Raw genomic sequence first — 19559 nt, 5'->3', positions numbered from 1 at the left:
GACAAGCCGGCCGGAAAATCTCCCGGCGCGCAGTCGGGCAGGTCCGTGAAACGTCAGCAACGCCATACATTATTGGCCTCGCACAAAGCAGAAAGCCCCGCCGGAGCGGGGCTTCCCAGGCAAGATATTGCCGGGCGATTCAGGCGGCGATCAGACTGCCTGGATCTTCGTGGCTTGTTCGCCCTTCTGGCCCATTGCCTTGACGTAGCGGACCTTCTGGCCTTCCTTCAGCGACTTGAAGCCATTGCCTTCAATCGCCGAGAAATGCGCGAACAGGTCATTGCCGCCTGCGTCCGGGGTGATGAAGCCGAAGCCCTTGGCGTCGTTGAACCACTTAACGGTACCGGTTTCCATATCTCTTTCCAACCTTGAATATCAAATGGGCGTAATTGCCCGACCTAGCATGCTGCCCACAACGAACCGGAGCAAAAACGCTTCAGGCCGGTGCACATGCGAGGACCCATTCTGCCGGTTTTTTTTCGTGTGTCAATCCGCCTATGCCCTAACGGTGTTTCGGCATGCAAACAGCAGATATTAGAGAAATCTACATCGAATCCGGATTTGTCTGACATCAGAACGGGTTACAGGCTGTTAAGAGGCGAGGCATGGCAACGAAAGTATCGATAGCCGGTACAAAAATGAATCGACGCGCCGCGTGCATACCAATCCGCGCGCAGCCGGTCGACTCATCCTCCTGTACTCCATATGGACTATGGCTTTCGGCGGACGATGCCGGGAGAGCGCCGGCCAGCCGCGGGAGGCCTGACGGCGATGCGCGAACCCGGCGCGCGACATTCCGGCTCGACATTCCAGTGCGACATTCCGTCAAGCGTTTCTGCCTCCAAGGGTTTCTCTCCATTGTCTGGACAATCGACCCGCACTCCCATTCCCGCGTCCTCTCCCGACCCGTCCCGACCCGCCTGAACGCGCGCCTGTGCATTCCAGGCGTCGGCATTGTGGCGCATGGCGGTGACGGGTATATGTCAAGCCGCGGCCGGCACAATTATTGACAATCTGTTTCAAACGAATGGCCTAGCATCCTGCCTGCTTGCCAATTGGGAAAAATCCTATAACCGGCGGCAAGGGCGGCATAATGCGGGGCAGCGGGCACATGGCGGATGCGACGAGTCGCGAAGCGGTTGCGCGCCGTGGCATAACAAGAGCAGCGGAAAACAGGCCAGTGAAGCAAGTGCAACGATCAATCCGGGGACGTTTCCTTGATGCCGGCCATGTGCCGTCATTATCTGTGGCGCGTGCATGCCGATGGGCGGCAACCATTGCCGCCGTGTTCGCGTCGATCGCCGGCGTGGTGCTGGCCACGCTGACACCATCGACCGCCGTCGTGGCCCAGGTGACCGCGCCCGCATCGCCCAGCGTAGCCTTCCACTATGGCAGCACGCCGCCGGTGGACATGCTCCAGGCCTTCGACATCGCCGTGGTGGAGCCCGACAGCGGCTTCGACCCGCGCCGCGCCAATACCCCCCATACCGCATGGTTCGCCTACGTCAGCGTGGGCGAGGTGCTGCCCGCGCGCGCCTACTTCAAGGACATCCCCAAGGCCTGGCTCACTGGCAGCAATGACGCCTGGAACGCCCGCGTGGTGGACCAGGCCGCCGACGGCTGGCCCGCATTCTATGTGGACAAGGTCATCACGCCGCTGTGGGAGCGCGGCTATCGCGGCTTCTTCCTTGATACGCTCGATTCCTACCAGCTGGTGGCCAAGACCGATGCCGACCGTGCGCGCCAGGAAGCGGGCATGGTTCGCGTGATCCGGGCGATCAAGGGCCGCTACCCGGACGCGAAGCTGCTGTTCAACCGTGGCTTCGAGATTCTTCCGCAGGTCCATGCGCTGGCCCATGGCGTGGTGTTCGAGTCGCTGTTTCGTGGCTGGAACCAGAGCCAGAGCCGCTACACGGAAGTCAGCCAGCAAGACCGCGACTGGCTGCTGAACCAGGCCCGGATCATTCGCGACCAATACCGGCTGCCGGTGATCTCGATCGACTACTGTCCGCCCAGGGACCGTCGTTGCGCGCGCGAGACCGCGCGACGCATCCGGGCCCTGGGCATCACGCCCTATGTGACCGACTCCGGCCTGCAGACCGTGGGCGTGGGGCCGCTCGAAGTGCTGCCGCGCCGCGTGCTGATCGTGCAGGAGACCGAGCCGGGCGTGGTCATCGACAACACCGAAGGCGTGCGATTCGTGTCGATGCCGATCAACTACCTGGGCTATCGCGTCGATTTTGCCGAGACCCGCGACCCGCTGCCCGACATCGGCCCCGACCGCTACGCCGGCGTGGTGGTGTGGTCCAACGGCAGTTTCACGCAGCAGCCGGGGCGCCTCTATGCATGGATCGAAAAGCTGATCGGGCAGGGCGTGCCGGTGGTCTTCATGAACGGGTTTGGCGCGCCGGTGAGTGGCGCGCTTGCGCGTACGCTGGGCCTGAAGACCGTCAAGGGCCGGACGTCCGGGCCGGTGCAGATCCTGTCGAAGGACCCGATGATGGGCTTCGAGATGCCCGTGGCGCCGGATCGCAGCGACGCCGTGCCGGTGCAGGTGCAGGACGGCGCCGCCGATACGCGGTCGCTGATGCGCATGAGATCGGGCACGCTGACGTTCGATGCCGCCGCCATCACCCCGTGGGGCGGCTATGTGACGGGCCCCTACGCGGTGCGCCAGAACACCGCCAACGCCCAGGACCGCTGGGTGGTGCAGCCGCTGGCTTTCCTGCGCGAGGCGCTGCGCCTGCCGCAAATGCCCGTGCCGGACACCACCACGGAAAGCGGCCGGCGCCTGCTGACGATCCATATCGATGGCGACGGCTTTGCGTCCAGGGCCGAGATTCCCGGTGGCGGCTACTCGGGTGACGTCCTGCTTCGCGAGATCTTCGACAAATACCGCCTGCCGATGACCATGTCGGTGATCGAGGGCGAAGTCGGCAAGTCCGGCATGTATCCGAAGCTCACGCCGGAGTTGGAGCCCATCGCCCGCAAGATCTTTGCGCAACCCTATGTGGAGGTTGCCAGCCACACGTACTCGCATCCGTTCCAATGGGCGCGCACGGTGCCCGGGCACGAGCATGACGCCAGGATCCAGGAGGGCGACGAGGACTTCCACCTGGCGATTCCCGGCTACAAGATGGACCTGAACCGCGAGATCGGCGGCTCCATCGACTACATCAACAAGGTGCTGGCGCCCGCGGACAAGCCGGTGAAAATGCTGCTGTGGCCCGGTGACTGCCAGGCCCCGCCGGAAGCGCTCAAGCTGACCGATCGTGCCGGCGTGCTGAACATGAACGGCGGGGACACGCTGATCACGCGCAGCAATCCCACCTGGACGGCGATTGCGCCGCTGGGCATCCACAAGGCCGACAACACCTTCCAGGTGTTCGCGACCAACCAGAACGAGAACGTCTACACCAACCTCTGGCACGGGCCGTACTACGGCTTCGAGCGCGTGATCGAGACCTACGAGCTGACGGAAAAGCCGTACCGTTTCAAGGCCGTCAACATCTACTACCACAGCTATTCGGGCACCAAGGTGGCCTCGCTGAAGGCGCTGCGCAAGGTCTACGACTACGTGGTGTCGCAGCCGCTGCTGCCGATGCATTCGACGGACTACGTGCTCAAGGTCCTCGACTGGCAAGGCATGGCCGTGGCGCGCGACCTGGGCGATGGCGCCCCGGCGGCCGGTGGTGCCGTGGGTGCCGATGGCATCAGTGACGCGCCGGCCAGCGGTCCGTGGGTGGTGCGCGGGGACGGTAACCTGCGCAACCTGCGCTGGACCGGCGCCGGCGTGCCTGATGTGGCCACCGCGCGCGGCGTGACGGGTTCCTCCCCGGCGCCGGGCGGCGGCGTGTACGTGCACCTGGACGGCGGTGACGCGCGGTTCTCGGTCGTGCCGGCCGCTTCCCGCGCCGTGCCGGAACTGCCCGAGGCCAACGGCCTGGTCCGCGACTGGCGCCGCGACGGCAATACCACGCGTTTCGCCTTCAGTGGCTACTACAAGCCCTTCTTCCGCCTGGCCAACGCCGGCCAGTGCAGCGTGACGGTTGACGGCAAGCCCGTGGCCGGCGTGCGCGAGCGTAATACGCTGCGCATCGATACCCCCGCGGTGAATGATCCGATCCATGTCCAGCAACAAGTCGAAGTCCGCTGCGCCGGCTGAGCGCGAGCGGCTGTTGCCGCCGGCGCTGGTACTGACCTTTACCGCGATGGTGGGAGTCGGACTGGCGCTGATGTTCCCGCGCGAGACCCTGCGCGAACGCCTGCTTGGCCAGGGCCGCACCGTCGACGGCCTGACGGTGGCGTACCTGGAGGCGTGGTCGCGGGTGGCCCCCGACGACACGAGCTTCATGGGCGTGCTGGCGGAGCAATACGCGCGTAGCGGCCGGCTGGACGACGCCGAGGCGATGCTCGCCCGCATGCAGGCAGTGCAGGGCGCGGACCTGACCGGCCCGATCCTGCGCACGCGCATCGAGATCACGCAGCAGCGCGCCTACGCCGCGTTGCCGGACACGCCCGAGCGGGCGCAGCGCCTGGCGCTGATGTCGGCGCTGCTGAAGGAGGCCTCAGCACCGGCCGCCCTGCGCAAGTGGTCGCTCGGCGACTTGCAGGCGCTGGCCACGCAGTCGCGCCAGATCGGCGACGCCAGTGCCGCCGGCAAGCTCTACCGCGAGCTGGCCGTGCGGGACCCGGCGCATGCCGATTTCTACAACCAGCAACTGGCTGGGATCGCGCTGTCCGGGGGCAACTATCGCGATGCCGCCCGCGCGTTGTTCGAGGCGCAGGCGCGCTCCAAGAACCTGTATGAGCAGCGCACGCTGTTCCTGCAGGCGCTGCAGACGCTGCAAGCCGGCAACCTGCTCGACGAGGCGCTCATGGAAGCGGAGCGGCGTGGCGGCAAGTTGCTGGACGATCCCGACGTCCTGCGTTTTCTCACCAGGCTGGCGCTGGCCGCCAACAAGCCGGACGTGGCGGCGAAGTACGTCGAGCGGCTGCTGAAGCTGTCGGCCATCAAGCCGATGGACGCGACGCGGCTGGCGCAGGCGCAACTGCGGCGGGTTTCCGATACCGAGCCGTGGCTGGCGCGTGGCCATGTCTTCCTCGATGGCCCGCGTGGCGTCGCCATGCGCCAGAAGCTGGCCGATGCCGGCGAGTTCGGCGTGCGCCACGTCGCAGCCACTACCGCATCCGCACCCGCACCCGCACCCGCACCCGCACCCGCAACATCACCCGTCGCCACTGCCACCGCCAGGGCGCCCGCCGCCTCGAAGGCCGACAGCAGGAATGTCACGCAGTCCGAGGCGCAGGCGGCCGCCAAAACGGAGGTTGCGCAGGCCGCCGCCGAGGGCCGCCCGTTCAACGCCGACGACTATGATCTGGCGTATCGCGTGTTCCTGGCCGCGGGCAAGCTCGATCAGGCGCAGCGCGTGGCCCAGACGGCCGTGCAGAAGCTGCCGAACGAGCACGTCTGGCGCGAGCGCCTGGCGCAGGTCTCCGAGTGGAATCGCCAGCCGATGGTCGCGCTGCAAAGCTGGCTGGAGTACGCGCAGGCGACCAACGACGAGCGCGCGTGGAACAACGTCATGCGCCTGGCCCCCGGGCTGAACGATGAGCGCGCCTACCTGGCCGCGCTGCGCCATCGCGCCGCCGGCGGCGACCTGAAAACCGTCGATGAAGTGGTGGCCGCCTACGAGCGGCTGGGTGAGCCAGAGGCTGGCATGGCCTTCCTCGACGGCATCGCCCACGGGCCGCATGGCCGCGAGATCATGGAGCGCAACGCCGCACTGGCCGAGCGCGCCGGCCGCGACGCCCGCGCCTTCGAACTCTATGGCCAGCTGCAGCAGCGCTATGGGCCGCGCCCGCAGTACGCGCTTAAGCGGGCCAACATGCTCTACGTCGACGGTCGCCTGACGGACGCGATGGACGCGATGCTTCCGGCGCGCGCCAGCGCGGGACCGAAGGACTTGCTGTACTGGCGCACGTACACGGAACTGGCTCGCCTGACGCAGCGCGACGACCTGCTCAAGGATGGCTACCGGCAGATGATGATCGCCGTGGCGCAGACGCAGGACGAGCACTGCATGACGATGCCGCCGGGCGCCGCACGCAACGACTGCCTGTCCGAGCTCCGCGATGCGGAAGACCGCGATTTCTCGAACCTGATCGACTACTACAACAGGTCGCCAATTGACGCGGGCCGCATCGCCGAAGCCGGCTGGCGGAAGCGCGGCAAGCGCGAACAGCTGGAACTGGCGGTGTACTACTACACGCGCGCCCACGCCTATGTGCGCATCGAACGGTTGCTCGCCAGCCTGACGCCCGAGCAGAAGCGCGAGGCCGAGTCGTCGGCCGCGTTCATGATGCGCCGTGCCGAATTCTGGCGCCTGACGGGCGATCGCGAACGTGCGCTGGCCGACCTGCGCCACGCCGCCAGCCTGCCGGACGCCGACAGCGAGACCTATGCCGCGCTGCTGTGGGCGCTGATCGACATGGGCACCGACAGCGAAGTGCGCGCGGTCATGCGGCGCCTGCATAACGAGGCCGAGGACGATCCGGGCCTGTGGGGCGCCTACGCGGCGGGCGCCATGCGCTTCCAGGACGGTCGCACCGCGCTGCACTACCTGCGCAAGATGCAGCAAGGCAAGAGCGCGGACCCCCTGTGGCTGGGCCTGATCGCGGACGCCTATGAGGCGATTGGCGAGACGTCGATGGCGTGGCGCATCCGCAAGCAGGCGTGGATCGACCTGCATCACGCGTGGTCGACGTCGGGCCTGCGGGGCGCGGAAGCGCGCCACACCGGCGAAGACGAGGAGGATGCCCAGCCTGACGACGAGGAAGGCGAGCAGGGCGCTCCTGCGCGCACCGACTTGCGCCGACAGGTGGTGGCGCTGGGGCAGGTGTTCGCATCGGGCGACGTGTCGCGCCAGCTGGTGATCGAGATGCTGCGCCGCGACCGCGCGGAAGTGGCGGCGCGGCGTCTGACGCCGCCCGACCCGAATGCGGCCTCGCAACTGGGCGAAGTGCCCGGCCTGCCGCCGCTGGTGGTGCCTCCGCAGGCCGAGCTGAGCGAGCGCGAACGCCGCCGCCAGCGCCAGATTTCGGCGGCCAGCCGCGAGGTCGCGCTGGCCTGGGCGATGTCGTCGGAATCGAACGAACTCGCGCGCGCTTGGCTGGCGCGCCAGTATGTGCGCACGCTGCAGCGCCCGGCGTACGCCGAGATCTCGATCGCGCTCGACAACAATGATCTTGAGGCACTGGACCGCATCATGGAGCGCCAGGCGGGCCGCGTGCCCGTGACGAGCCAGATCGAGGCCAACCGGCAACTTGACCGGCTGGCCGCGGCGCAGACGCAGGCCTTCGAGACGCAGGAGATGGCCCGCACCGACGACGCCCTGCAGGAGACGCTGCAGGATGCGCTGCTGACGGATGCGCAGGCCATCGAGCCGCGCGTGACGATGCAGCACCAGAAGCCGCTGGAGTACTTCGAATACAGCCTGGCCGGCGGCGCGCGACTGTGGGACGGCTACGCGCTCAATCTGCGCGGCGTGTTCCGCGACCAGCGCACCACGGACCGCGCGCAGCTGGACAATGTGCCGGCATCGGACCGGCGCGCGGAACTGGCGCTGAGCTACCGCGATTCGCAGAAGCGCTGGGCGCTCGGCGTGGGCCGCCGCGATGGCCTGGAGTCCTTCACCACCGCGCGCCTGCAGGGCGAGTGGAACCGGGAAGGCCGGGTGTCGTTCACGACGCTGGCCGGCTACAACCAGCCGGCGGAAGAGTCATCGCAGCTGCGCGTGGGCGGCATGAAGGACGTGCTGGGCCTGGGCGCGATGTGGCGCATCGGCCTGCGCGAGTTCGTCAGCGGCCGGGTGGAGTACAGCCACTTCTACGGGCAGGACCGCAGCGCGCTGGGCCACGGCATGGTGTATGACGTAGAGGCGGGCTATCGTATTCGCACGGCGTACCCGGACTACACGGTGCGCATCGTGGGCACGCATGCCAACTACAGCACCAATGCCGGCACGCTGACGCCGCGCATGCAGCGCCTGCTGCCCGCCGATGACGACGAAGCCACCCCGGGGTTCTACATGCCGCAGGGCTTTACGCAGGCCGGCGTGCTGTTCGGTTTCGGCACCGACCTGATTGACGACTACACGCGCAAGTGGCGCCCGTTTGCCGAAGTGGGCGCGTTGCGCGACACGCGGGCGGGCCACAACTTCCGTGCCCAGCTGGGCGTGGCCGGATCGGTATTGGGCAACGACCACCTGTCGCTGTATGTCTTACATGAAACCGCGGCCCGCAATGGCGGCACGCCGCTCACCGAACTGGGCCTGCGCTATCGCTGGCTGTACTGACGACTGGATTTCAAGGTAACGAGGGGGATCGACATGAACGGGAAGACAACACGCATGGGACGGGTGGTGGCATGGTGCGGCGCGATGTGCGCGGCGCTGTGGCTGGCCGGTTGCGCGGTGACGGACGTGGGCCGCGCACCGCAGATGTCGCCGGGCGACACGGTGGCCGTGCTGCCGATCGTGAACTACACGGAGACGCCGCAGGCCGGCCTGCGTGCGGAAGCCATCGCCGAATCCCTGCTCAAGACCGGGGGCGTGGCCAACCTGAAACGCTATCCGGCGGCCCTGAACCCGGAAACGCTGTTCGAGCCGGCCGAGCGCGAGTCCGTGGGCCGCGCGCTGGAATGGGCCCGTGGCGAACGCGCCCGCTATGCGCTAACCGGCGCCGTGCAGGAATGGCGTTACAAGGTCGGCGTGGATGGCGAGCCGGCGGTTGGCATTTCGCTGCAACTGATCGACGTGGCCAGCGGCCAGGTGGTGTGGTCCGCCACGGGCAGCAACAGCGGCTGGAGCCGTGAATCGCTGTCCGGCACGGCGCAGAAGCTGCTGCGCCGCCTGCTGGCGCCGCTGATGCAAGGTTGAGCGCAAAAGGACGGGTGATACGCGTGGCCAATTCCGTGGAAAAGACGCGCCAGGGGCAGGGTATCGGCCTTGGCGGGCGCTATGCGCGCTGGCTGGCGCCCGCGGTGAGCGGGCCGGCGGCCGTGCTGGAGCTGATCGTCACCATGGTGGTGGCGATGGGGCTCGCGTACCTGGTGCTGCCCCAGAATCCGCTGCTGCTGGGCATGGGGTTTCCCTGGGCCTGGCTGCTGCCGGTCATCCTGGCGCTGCGCTACGGCACGCTGATCGGCGTGGGCGCTGTGCTGATGCTGCTGGGTGGCTGGTTCTTCTTCGAGAGCCTGGGTGCCTACAGCGGAGCGTTCCCGCGCATGTTCTTCCTGGGCGGACTGCTGCTGGTGCTGGTGGCTGGCCAGTTCGGCGACGTCTGGGGCACGCGCCTGGCGCGCGCGCGCGCCGTGAACCGCTACTTGGACGAGCGGCTGGCCGCGCTGACCAAGAACCACTACCTGCTGCGCATTTCCCACGCGCGGCTGGAAAACGATTTGCTGGCCCGTCCGACCACGCTGCGCGACACGCTGTCGCAATTGCGTGGCGTGGCGCTGGAGGATGCGGCGCGCGGCCAGACCGCAGGCAACACGGCAGTCGGCCATCTGGCCGGCGCGCAACCGATGCTCCAGGTGGTGGCGCAGGCCTGCCAGGTCGAGGCGGCCGCGTTGTATCCGTGTGATGGCGACCACTTGTCCACCGAGGCCGTGGCCAGCATCGGACGATCCTTTTCGCTGGATGTGAACGATCCGCTGGTGAGGCATTGCCTGGATACACGCACGCTGGCCCATCTGCGCTCCACGGGCCTGCAGCAGGATGCGCAGACCCGCTATGTGGCCGTGGCGCCGGTGCTGGCCGGATCGGACCGCCTGATCGGGGTGCTGGTGGTGGAGCGCATGCCGTTCCTGTCGCTGACCTATGAAAACCTGCAGCTGCTGATGGTGCTGATGGGCTACTACGCCGACGGCGTGGAGCACGCGCACGCCACGCATGGCATCCAGTCGCTGGCGCCGGCCATTCCGTATGCGTTTGCGCTGGACTATGCGCGGCTGTCGCGGCTGCGTCGCGAGACCGGTATCGAAAGCTCGGTGGTGGCACTGGTATTCGATCTGGACGAGGCGCGCGACGCGCTGTTCGAGCAGGTGGTGCGCAGCCGTCGCGCGCTGGATGTGGCATGGCCCGCGCGCAGCCAGCGCCAGCGTGCCATGCTGACGCTGATGCCGTTGTCGGACAGCCAGGCCGTATCGGCCTATCTGGTGCGGATCGAGGACATGCTGCGCGCTCAGTTCGGCACCGATTTCGCCACCGCGCATATCGGCGTGTACACGCTGGCGGTGCCGGCCACCGGGGCGGAAGAGGCCCTGGTGCGGCTGCTGCAGCGCTGCCAGATCGATGGCGGCAACGGCACGGCCGCCACGGCTGACGCGGCGCCTGGCACCGGCCCGGCGCCGGTTGCCGGCCAGACCAGGACAAGCTGACGCATGGGCAAGCTGACCATCGGTGGCACCGCCGCCCAGATCGCCGCGCTCACGCTGCTGCTGCGCAGTGGCGGCACGGGGCTGCCGCTGCTGTTGTCGTTCCTCGGACTGCAGGCCACGGCGGCCGCGCTGCTCGGGCTGGCGCTATGGCGCCTGCTGCCACGGCGCTTCCGCGTGCCGTTTTTCTGGAGCTACCTCTACCTGGCCGCGTTCTGTTTCTTCGTGCCGCTGGGTGGCACGCTGGTGTGCCTGGGCAGCCTGCTGTTCTCCAAGCTGTTCCCGGCCAAGCGGGATGCCACCGGCATCGCCTCGGTGGCGCTGCCGGAGTTCGTGACGCACCTGATCCAGCGCGTCACGCACGGCGGCGGCGCGCGGTTGCGCGCCCAGCTCGGCAATACGCGCGCCCCGCTGCCGGAGCGCATGACGGCGCTGGTGGCCATGCAGTCGATGCCCACGCGCACGGCCAGCCCGGTGCTTCGCGAACTGCTGGCGGACAGCACGGACGACATCCGGCTGCTGGCCTACGGCATGCTCGACGGCGCCGAGAAGCAGCTGACGCAGCAGATCCTGGCGGAGTTGCCACGGCTGGAGGCCGCGGACACGCCGCAGGCGCGCGGCGAGATTAACAAGCGGCTGGCGGACCTGTACTGGGAGCTGATCTATCAGAACCTGGTGCAGGGCGACGTCTACCGCTACACCGCGAGCCAGGTGGAACGCTACGCCAGCGCGGCACTGGAGATCGACGACGGCAATGCCGCGCTCTGGTACATGCGCGGGCGCCTGGCGCTGGCGCGCAACGCGCCGGGCGAGGCCCGCGAATGGCTCGTGCGCGCCGAGTCGCTCGGCTTCGCGCGCGAGCGCGTGTTGCCGCTGCTGGCGGAAGCCGCCTACCTGGAACGCGACTATGCCGCCGTGCGCAAGCTCATGGCGGCCTTCGACAGTCCTTCGCCGCTCCCGCTGGTGCGGCCCCTCCTGCGGTACTGGCAATCATGAGCGAGATATTGGTCAAGGGCACGTCCGCCGACGTCATGCTGCTGCTGGAGGGCACGTTCCCCTATGTGAGCGGCGGCGTGTCGAGCTGGGTCAACCAGATGATCCGGGCATTCCCGGAGATCCGCTTCGGCATCGTCTTCATCGGCAGCCGCCGCCAGGACTATGGCGAGATGGTGTACGCGCTGCCCGAGAACGTGGTGCATCTGGAATCCCATTTCCTGTACGACTTTCCACCGCCGCCGATGGTGCACGGCAGCGCCGGCGACGCGAAGGCCTTCGCGAAATCGGACGAACTGCACGAGATCCTGCGCGAGCCGGGCCACGAAGCGCGCGCCGGCGAGCTGATCCGCGAACTGATGCCGCTGCTGCGCGAGGGCGGGGCGCTGTCCGAGGATGCCTTCCTCTACAGCAAGCGCGCCTGGCAGACCATTACGGAGCAATACCGCCAGTTCTGCACGGACCCGTCGTTCACGGACTATTTCTGGACCGTCCGCATCATGCACAAGCCGCTCTGGCAACTGGTGCGGATTGCGGAAGGGCTGATCCCGGCCCGCGTCTACCACACCGTGTCCACGGGCTATGCCGGCTTTCTGGGAGCGATGCTGCGCTATCGCAACGCGCGCCCCCTGCTGGTGTCGGAGCACGGCATCTATACCAAGGAACGCAAGATCGACCTGTTCCAGAGCCAGTGGATCCGCGACAACCGCAACGTGTTCGAGCGCGACATCTCCCAGATCAGCTACTTCCGCGAGCTCTGGGTGCGCTTCTTCGAAACGCTGGGCCGCGTCTGCTACGACGCCGGCGACGAGATCGTGGCGCTGTACGAAGGCAACCGCCGCCGCCAGGTGGCGGACGGCGCGCCGGTCGGGCGCACGCGCAACATCCCGAACGGCATCAACCTGCCCCGGCTGGCCGCGCTGCGCGAAAAGCGCGCGCCGGGTGTGCCGCCGGTGTTGTGCCTGATCGGCCGGGTGGTGCCCATCAAGGACATCAAGACATTTATCCGCGCCATGCTGACCGTGGTGCGCGAGTGCCCGGATGCTGAGGGCTGGATCGCCGGACCGGAGGACGAGGATCCGGAATACGCGCGCGAATGCCGCAGCCTGGCGGAAAGCCTGGGCCTGGGCGACAAGGTGAAATTCCTGGGCTTCCAGAAGATCGACGAACTGCTGCCCAAGGTGGGCGTGCTGGTGCTGAGTTCGATTTCCGAGGCGCTGCCGCTGGTGGTGCTGGAAGGCTTTGCGGCCGGCGTGCCGTGCGTGACGACGGACGTGGGGTCCTGCCGCGAGCTGATCTTCGGCCTGCCCGGCGAGGATGCGGACCTGGGCGCGGCGGGTGGCGTGGTGCGCATTGCCGACCCGGCCGCACTGGCCGGTGCGGCGCTGGCGCTGCTGACGGCCCCCGCGCGCTGGCAGGCGGCGCAGGCCAGCGGCATCGCGCGCGTGGAACGCTACTACACACAGGACCAGATGGTGGGCAGCTATCGCACGCTGTACGAGTCCCTGACGGCATTGCCTGACCACGCGCGGCAGGACGGCGCCGCGGGTGGCAATCCGGCACGGTGCCCGGTCCACGGAGGACGCTGACATGGCAGGCATCGGTTTCGAATTGCGCAAGATGCTCCGGCGGGACAGCCTGTCGGGCATGCTGGGCGCCTATGCCTACGCCGGCGTGATCAGCTCGGGCCCGTGGGTGCTGTCGATCCTCGGCATCCTGCTGATCGGCCTGCTTTCCATCGGGTTCGTGGTGCCCGGCCTGCTGATCACACAGTTCCAGGTTTCCGTGACCTACCTGATCGCCTGCAGCCTGATCCTGACTGGGCCGATGCAGCTCTCGTTCACGCGCTTCACGTCGGACCGCCTGTTCGAGCGCCGCGATCACCTGGTGCTGTCGAACTACCACGCGGTGGCGCTGCTTTCCACGGCGCTGGCGGGGACGATCGGCCTGGCCTGCGCGGTGTGGGCCTTCCCGGAGCAGTCCGTGCTGTACCGGCTGCTGATGATCGCGGGCTTCGTGATCATGAGCAATATCTGGATCGCCGCGATCTTCCTGTCCGGGATGAAGCAGTACAAGGCCATCGTGTGGACGTTCTTCGTCGGCTACACCATCACGGTGCTGGCCGCGCTGGGGCTGCGCGGCCACGGCCTGGAAGGGCTGCTGGCCGGCTTCGTGGCGGGGCAGCTTTGCCTGCTGGTGGGCATGATCACGCTGATCTACCGCAACTACACCAGCCAGCGCTTCATCTCGTTCGAGGTCTTCCAGAAGCGCCATGCATACCCGAGCCTGGTGGTGATCGGCCTGTTCTACAACCTGGGGATCTGGCTGGACAAGTTCATGTTCTGGTACGCGCCGTCCACGGGCCAGCAGGTGATCGGCCCGCTGCACGCGTCCATCATCTACGACATCCCGGTCTTCCTGGCCTACCTGGCGATCATCCCCGGCATGGCCGTGTTCCTGGTGCGGATCGAGACGGACTTCGTCGAGTACTACGACGCGTTCTACAACGCGGTGCGTGGCGGCAGCTCGCTGGAGCATATCGAGGACATGCGCAACACGATGGTCCAGACCATCCGCCTGGGGCTGTACGAGATCGTGAAGGTGCAGGCCATCGCCGCGCTGCTGCTGTTCGTGGTGGGGCGCTGGGTCCTGGACCTGCTGGGGATCTCCGAGCTCTACCTGCCACTGCTCTATGTGGACGTGATCGGCGCCAGCCTGCAGGTGGTGCTGCTGGGCGTGCTGAACATCTATTTCTACCTGGATCGCCGCCGCGAGGTGCTGCTGCTGACCGGTACGTTCGTCGTGCTGAACTTCGTGCTGACGCGGCTGACACTGGCGCTGGGGCCGGCGTGGTATGGCTACGGTTTCGCGGTGTCGCTGCTGATCGTCGTGGCGCTGTCCCTGTACCTATTGGACCGCAAGCTGGACCGGCTGGAATACGAAACCTACATGCTGCAATAGGGGGGATCATCGCCGGGTCGCCGCGCCGTGGCGGTGGGGTGGCGGTGGGGCGGCTCCGTCACGTTTTTCGTCTGTCAAGGATCGCTTACGCCCGCAAGGGCACGGCATCGCGGCACGGTTGCAACACCTGCGGCGACCCCCTCTAATGTAGCCTCGACGCAGCGTGCCGCGTTTGGGTAACATGGCGCCGCCGAGCCCGACCCAGGCCGCAGTCAACAGAGGGAAGTATGAGAATTGCCTCCGTGGAGGACGACGTCAGCCAGGCCGAACAGATTGTCCAGTTGCTCGATGAGGCCGGTTTTACCTGTGCGAGCTTTGCCACCGGGTCCGCGTTCCTGCGCGCGTTGCGCGACCAGGCGTTCGACCTGCTGATCATGGACTGGCAACTGCCGGATGTGAGCGGCTACGAGGTGGTCAGCTGGGTCCGCCAGCATTCCGGCCGCCTGCCGCCCATCCTGTTCCTGACCAGCCGCATGGAGGAGGCCGATATCGTCGCGGGCCTCGCCATCGGCGCCGACGACTACCTGGCCAAGCCCATCCGTCCGGGCGAATTCATTGCGCGCGTCCGGGCGCTGCTGCGCCGCGCGTATCCCGACGCCGCGCATGACGACCAGTTGATCCGCCAGGGCGACTACGTCATCGACGTGCGCCGGCGCGTCATCATGCTGTCGGGACTCAATATCGACCTGTCCCCTCGCGAATTCGACCTCGCGCTGTTCCTGTTCCGCAATATCGGCCGCCTGCTGTCGCGCGATGTGATCGAGCAGGCCGTCTGGGGCCGCGCCATGGAGGCCGGGTCCCGCACCCTCGACACCCATATCTCGCGGCTGCGTATCAAGCTGGCGCTGCGGCCGGACCACGGCGTGCGACTGATGTCGGTGTATTCGCACGGCTACCGTTTTGAAGAGGTCGCTGCCGTGCCCGTCGCGACCGGGCGGGCCGCCAATGCGTAGCGCGCGGCGGTGGTTCGCCCGCGCGCTGCTGTGCGGGGTGATGGCCGGCGCCAGCCTGCCGGGTGGGGTGCTCGCCGGTCCCGCTGGCGCGCAAGGCGACGACTTCATCTACGAGGTGGAGCCCGGCGACACCCTGATCGGGCTGGCCGCGCGCTACATGGCCGGCCCCGATGGCTGGCGCCTGCTGCAATCGGTCAATCGCGTGCCCGATCCGTACCGGCTGGTGCCGGGGTCCCGCATCCGCATTCCGCTGTCACAGATTCCCGTCACCCTGGCCACCGCGCGCGTGTCGTTCGTGCGCGGACAGGTGCGTGCCGATGGTGCGCCGCTGCGGGCCGGTGCCACGCTGGCGGAATCGGCGCGGATCGAGACCGGCGCCGACGGTACCGCCACGCTGGAGTTGCCGGATGGCAGCCGCGTGGTCCTGCCGCCGTCGACCACCGCGCAGGTGCGGCGTCTGCGCAAGTTCTCGCGCAGCGGGCTCACGGATACCGTGATCGGCGTCGAGCACGGTGCGGCGGAATCGCGCGTGGCGCCAAACGGTGGTGGCGTGGGCCGCTACGAGATGCGTACCCCGCTGATGGTGACGGGCGTGCGCGGCACGCGCTATCGCGTGACGGCGGACGCGGAGGGTAGCCGCAGCGAGGTCCTGGAAGGCAAGGTGAGCGTGGGCGCAGGCCGCCAGCCGGGCAATACGGTGGCCGTGGCGGCTGGGTATGGCGTGGGCGTGTCGCCGGCCGGCCGGGTTTCCAGTCCGGCCGCGCTGTTGCCCGCACCGGTGGTGGCGCCCGTGCCGATGCCGGTGCTCGGTGCCAGCGTGACGGTGCGATGGTCGCCGGTGAAGGGCGCCGTTGCCTACCGCGTGGGCGTGACGCGCGACGCCGCGCTGACGGAATGGATCTCCTCGGGCCAGGTGGACGCGCCCGAGGCCATGCTCTCCGGGTTGCCGGAAGGCCCGCTGTACCTGGTCGTCAACGCCATCGCGCAGGACCAGCTGACGGGGCTGCCCGGCGTGAGACCTATCACGGTTCGCCTCAGTCCGCCTTCGCCGTTCACGCTGGCGCCGCAACCGGACGGCACGCAGCATGGCGGTCCGGTGACCTTCCGCTGGGCCGGGGTGGACACCGCCGCCGGCTATGAACTGGCGGTGGCGGCAGACAAGGCATTCACGCAGCACGCCGACATTTCGCGCATGGACGTCGCGGAAGCCCGCCATACGCTGCCCATCGGCCAGTGGTGGTGGCGCGTGCGGTCGATCGACGCGCAGGGCCAGCCGGGTCCGTGGGGCGAGTCGCTGGCCATCGTCCTCCGGAGCCCGCGCCCCCGGCGCCGGCTCCGGAGGACGATGGCCGGACGTTGCGCGTCCGCTGGCCCGCTGGTGCGGCGGGCGCGGCGGCGCAGGATGGCCCGGCCACCAGCACCGGCGCCACGGGATACGTGGTGCAAATGTCCGCCGACGCAGGCTTCGCGTCCGACGTCGTCACGCGGCACACGGCAAGCAATGACGTGACGCTGCCGCGTCCGGCGCCCGGCACCTACTACGTTCGCGTGGCGCGCGATGCGGGCCGGCCCGTGCCGCCCACGGAGGCGTTTTCGGCGGCGCAGCGTATCGACATCCTTCAGGTCCTGCGCGATGCGCGGGGCAGCGCCATCGTCATGGGTGGCGAGGGCCATGGTGTTCGCCTCGGTGTCCAGTAGACCCGGGGCGGTGCGATTCCGCCGCCGTACCCTGGTCGAATGGGCGCTGCTCCTGGCCGCGGTGATGGCGTTGACGGCCGTGGTCGCGCGCTACGAGTGGTTCGCGCGGGCGGACCTGGCGGTACTGGACCTGGCCGTGGCCAGCCAGGCGCATCCGGCGCGCGACGACATCGTGATCGTCGCCGTGGACGATGCCAGCATCAATGCGCTGGGCCGCTGGCCGTGGCGACGGTCGGTGCTGGCAGCGCTGATCGACCGCATCGCCGCGGACAAGCCGCAAGTCATCGGCATGGACGTGATCCTGTCCGAAGCCGATACGCGCTACCCGACCGACGATGCCGCACTGGCGCGCAGCCTGGCGCGCGCCGGCAACGTGATCCTGCCCGTGGTGGCGGAATCCGGCCCGGACGGCCCGGCCATGCGCGGGCCGATGGACGGATTCGGTGCGGGGATGGGGCATATCAACCTGGTGGTCGATGCGGACGGGCTGGCGCGGCAGGTCTATCTGCGCGAAGGCGACGACGATGCGCGGCCGGTCTGGCACTTTGCCGCGGCCATGGCGGCGTTCGGGCACGCTTCGCCAGCAACGCTGGAATCCTGGCGTCACGAACCCGCCCGGCGCGTGGACGCCGCCGGCTGGATCAGTCACGACCGCCTGCGGATTCCGTTTGCCGGGCCGCCGGGAACATTCACACGCGTGCCGGTACTGGACGTCCTGACGGGCCAGGTCGGGGCAGGGTACTTCCGTGGCAAGTCCGTGATCGTCGGGGCGATGGCCACGGGGCTGGGCGACGTGTTCCCGACGCCGGTGTCGCGCGACGGGCGCGGCATGAGCGGCGTGGAAATCCTGGCCAACACGCTGCAGGCGCTGGTGGACGGCGATGGCATCGTCGCGGTGCCGCCCGCCGTGTTCTGGACCGGCACGATGCTGCCCGTGCTGCTGGCTGCGTGGGCGGCGCTGCTGCTGACCCCGCGCGATGCGCTGCTCGCGACCGGCCTGCTGGTGATGGCGCTGGTGGGCGGCAGCCTGTTGCTGGTGGCGCAGGCGCACCTGTGGTTCGCGCCGGCGGCCGGCGTGCTCGGATGCCTGCTGGTCTATCCGCTCTGGAGCTGGCGCCGGCAGGAGGCAGCCTTGCGTTTCCTGTCGGAGGAACTGGGGCGGCTGGCGCTGGAACCCGGGCTGTTGCCGTTGCGGACGCGTCCCGACCATTCGCTCGATGGCCGCATGCTGGCCGTCTATGGCATGACCGCGCGCCTGCGGGATATGCGCCGCTTCCTGTCGGACGGGCTGGAAAGCCTGCCCGAGGCCACGGTGATCTGCAATCTGGACGGCGGCATCCTGGTGGCCAACCGGCGCGCGGTGGCGCTGGCGCCCGCGGTGCTGAGCGGTATCAACGGACTGCCGCAGGACGGCGCGGGCGACGGCCCCGGTGCCCATGCCGATGCCTACGGCGGACTGGATCGGCCGGGCCTGCCGGACATCATCGAGTCATTGTTCCCGGTGCCGGGCCCGGGGCTCGTCTACTGGGATGCGCTGTGCGCGGTGATGGAGTCCGACGCGCCGGTCATGTCTTCCGCCGATTCACACGGCGTGGAGCTGGCCACGGAGGACGATCGCCGCTACCTGCTGCACGGTGCGCCGCTGCACGGCGAGGCGGGCCGCCCGGCCGGCGTGATCGTCAGCCTGATCGATATCACCGCGGTGCGCCGCGCCGAGCGCCAGCGCGAGCAGACCTTGCACTTCCTCTCGCACGACATGCGTTCGCCGCAGGCTTCCATCCTGGCGCTGATCGACCTGCAGTCGCGTCCGGAGCGGGCCCTGCCGCAGGACCAGTTGCTCGGCCGGATCGGCGAGCACGCGCACCGCACGCTGGCGCTGGCGGACGACTTCATCCGGCTGGCGCAGGCGGAATCCCAGAATCTGGTGTTTGCCGAAGTGGACCTGGCCACGCTGGTGATGGATGCTACCGATGAGCTTTGGGCGCTGGCCAAGGCGCGCGGCATCGAATTGCAACTGGACATGGATGCCGACTGTGCGCCGCTGCGCGCGGCGCCAGTGCTGCTGGTGCGCGCCATCGCCAACCTGGTCAGCAATGCGATCAAGTTCGGCCCGCCCGGCCAATCCGTGGTGGTGCGGTTGCGGCGCGTGGGGCCGTACATGGCCATCGACGTGGAGGACAAGGGGCCGGGGATTCCGCGCGAGGCGCAGTCCCGGCTGTTCCGGCCGTTCAGCCGCGTTCACCATGCCCGTGCTGATGCGCCCGGGGGCAGCGGATTGGGGCTGGTGTTCGTGAAGACGGTGGCGGAGCGTCATGGCGGCCGCGTCACCGTGGCCAGCGAGGCGGGCGCCGGCGCGACATTTACCATTTTGTTGCCGCGTCGCAGCCGTATCAGCTAGAGCGCGGATCGTTTCGCACACCCGGTTGCCGACACAATTGTTGGCAGTTGGTTTTGCAAAAATTGCCTACGATCTGCGGGTCGCGGACACCGCATCCGCGATTTTGTGTCCGCGTCGG

The 19559-nt window shown here is 68.2% G+C and carries 12 protein-coding genes; 11 read left to right on the top strand and 1 reads right to left on the bottom strand.

All coding sequences use genetic code 11. The features are described 5' to 3' along the window. Window positions 1-150: 150 nt before the first annotated feature. Entirely contained in the window at window positions 151-354 is a 204-nt protein-coding gene (locus AC1DOX_RS07970; RefSeq protein ID WP_039009350.1) for a cold-shock protein, read from the bottom strand. Between the two features lie 955 nt (window positions 355-1309). Between AC1DOX_RS07970 and AC1DOX_RS07965 the strand changes: the two genes are divergently transcribed. The 11 genes from AC1DOX_RS07965 (at window position 1310) to AC1DOX_RS07915 (ending at window position 19441) form a co-directional block, all read left to right on the top strand. Beyond that, window positions 1310-4165, top strand: a complete 2856-nt coding sequence (locus AC1DOX_RS07965; RefSeq protein WP_441616916.1) for a bifunctional glycoside hydrolase/polysaccharide deacetylase family protein — start codon at window positions 1310-1312, stop codon at window positions 4163-4165. Continuing rightward, window positions 4128-8357 carry a tetratricopeptide repeat protein gene (locus AC1DOX_RS07960; RefSeq protein ID WP_441616819.1) on the top strand — a complete coding sequence of 1410 codons (4230 nt, stop codon included), beginning with the start codon at window positions 4128-4130 and terminating at the stop codon, window positions 8355-8357. The genes AC1DOX_RS07965 and AC1DOX_RS07960 overlap by 38 nt, the downstream gene beginning before the upstream one ends. A gap of 33 nt (window positions 8358-8390) precedes the next feature. Then, on the top strand, window positions 8391-8939 hold the full coding sequence (locus AC1DOX_RS07955) for a penicillin-binding protein activator LpoB (protein WP_441616821.1): 549 nt from the start codon (window positions 8391-8393) through the stop codon (window positions 8937-8939). Window positions 8940-8962: 23 nt separating this feature from the next. After that, complete coding sequence (locus tag AC1DOX_RS07950; RefSeq protein WP_441616823.1) at window positions 8963-10441, top strand: PelD GGDEF domain-containing protein; 1479 nt, start codon at window positions 8963-8965, stop codon at window positions 10439-10441. A 3-nt stretch (window positions 10442-10444) separates the two neighbouring features. Continuing rightward, entirely contained in the window at window positions 10445-11434 is a 990-nt protein-coding gene (locus AC1DOX_RS07945) for a tetratricopeptide repeat protein (RefSeq protein ID WP_441616825.1), read from the top strand. Next, on the top strand, window positions 11431-13020 hold the full coding sequence (gene pelF / locus AC1DOX_RS07940; protein ID WP_441616827.1) for a GT4 family glycosyltransferase PelF: 1590 nt from the start codon (window positions 11431-11433) through the stop codon (window positions 13018-13020). Before AC1DOX_RS07945 ends, pelF begins: the two co-directional genes overlap by 4 nt. A gap of 1 nt (window position 13021) precedes the next feature. Further along, entirely contained in the window at window positions 13022-14392 is a 1371-nt protein-coding gene (gene pelG, locus AC1DOX_RS07935; RefSeq protein ID WP_441616829.1) for an exopolysaccharide Pel transporter PelG, read from the top strand. Between the two features lie 227 nt (window positions 14393-14619). Further along, complete coding sequence (locus AC1DOX_RS07930) at window positions 14620-15345, top strand: response regulator transcription factor (protein WP_441616831.1); 726 nt, start codon at window positions 14620-14622, stop codon at window positions 15343-15345. Further along, window positions 15338-16855: a FecR domain-containing protein gene (locus AC1DOX_RS07925; RefSeq protein WP_441616833.1), complete on the top strand. Its 1518-nt coding sequence runs from the start codon at window positions 15338-15340 to the stop codon at window positions 16853-16855. The genes AC1DOX_RS07930 and AC1DOX_RS07925 overlap by 8 nt, the downstream gene beginning before the upstream one ends. Then, entirely contained in the window at window positions 16792-17043 is a 252-nt protein-coding gene (locus AC1DOX_RS07920; protein WP_441616835.1) for a hypothetical protein, read from the top strand. Before AC1DOX_RS07925 ends, AC1DOX_RS07920 begins: the two co-directional genes overlap by 64 nt. Continuing rightward, window positions 17018-19441 carry a CHASE2 domain-containing protein gene (locus AC1DOX_RS07915; protein ID WP_441616836.1) on the top strand — a complete coding sequence of 808 codons (2424 nt, stop codon included), beginning with the start codon at window positions 17018-17020 and terminating at the stop codon, window positions 19439-19441. Before AC1DOX_RS07920 ends, AC1DOX_RS07915 begins: the two co-directional genes overlap by 26 nt. The last annotated feature ends 118 nt before the right edge of the window (window positions 19442-19559 follow it).

The sequence above is a fragment of the Cupriavidus sp. 01L415 genome (genome assembly GCF_056400065.1).
The sequence above is the reverse complement of the archived record's forward strand: the minus strand, read 5'-3'. Positions and strand labels throughout refer to the sequence as shown.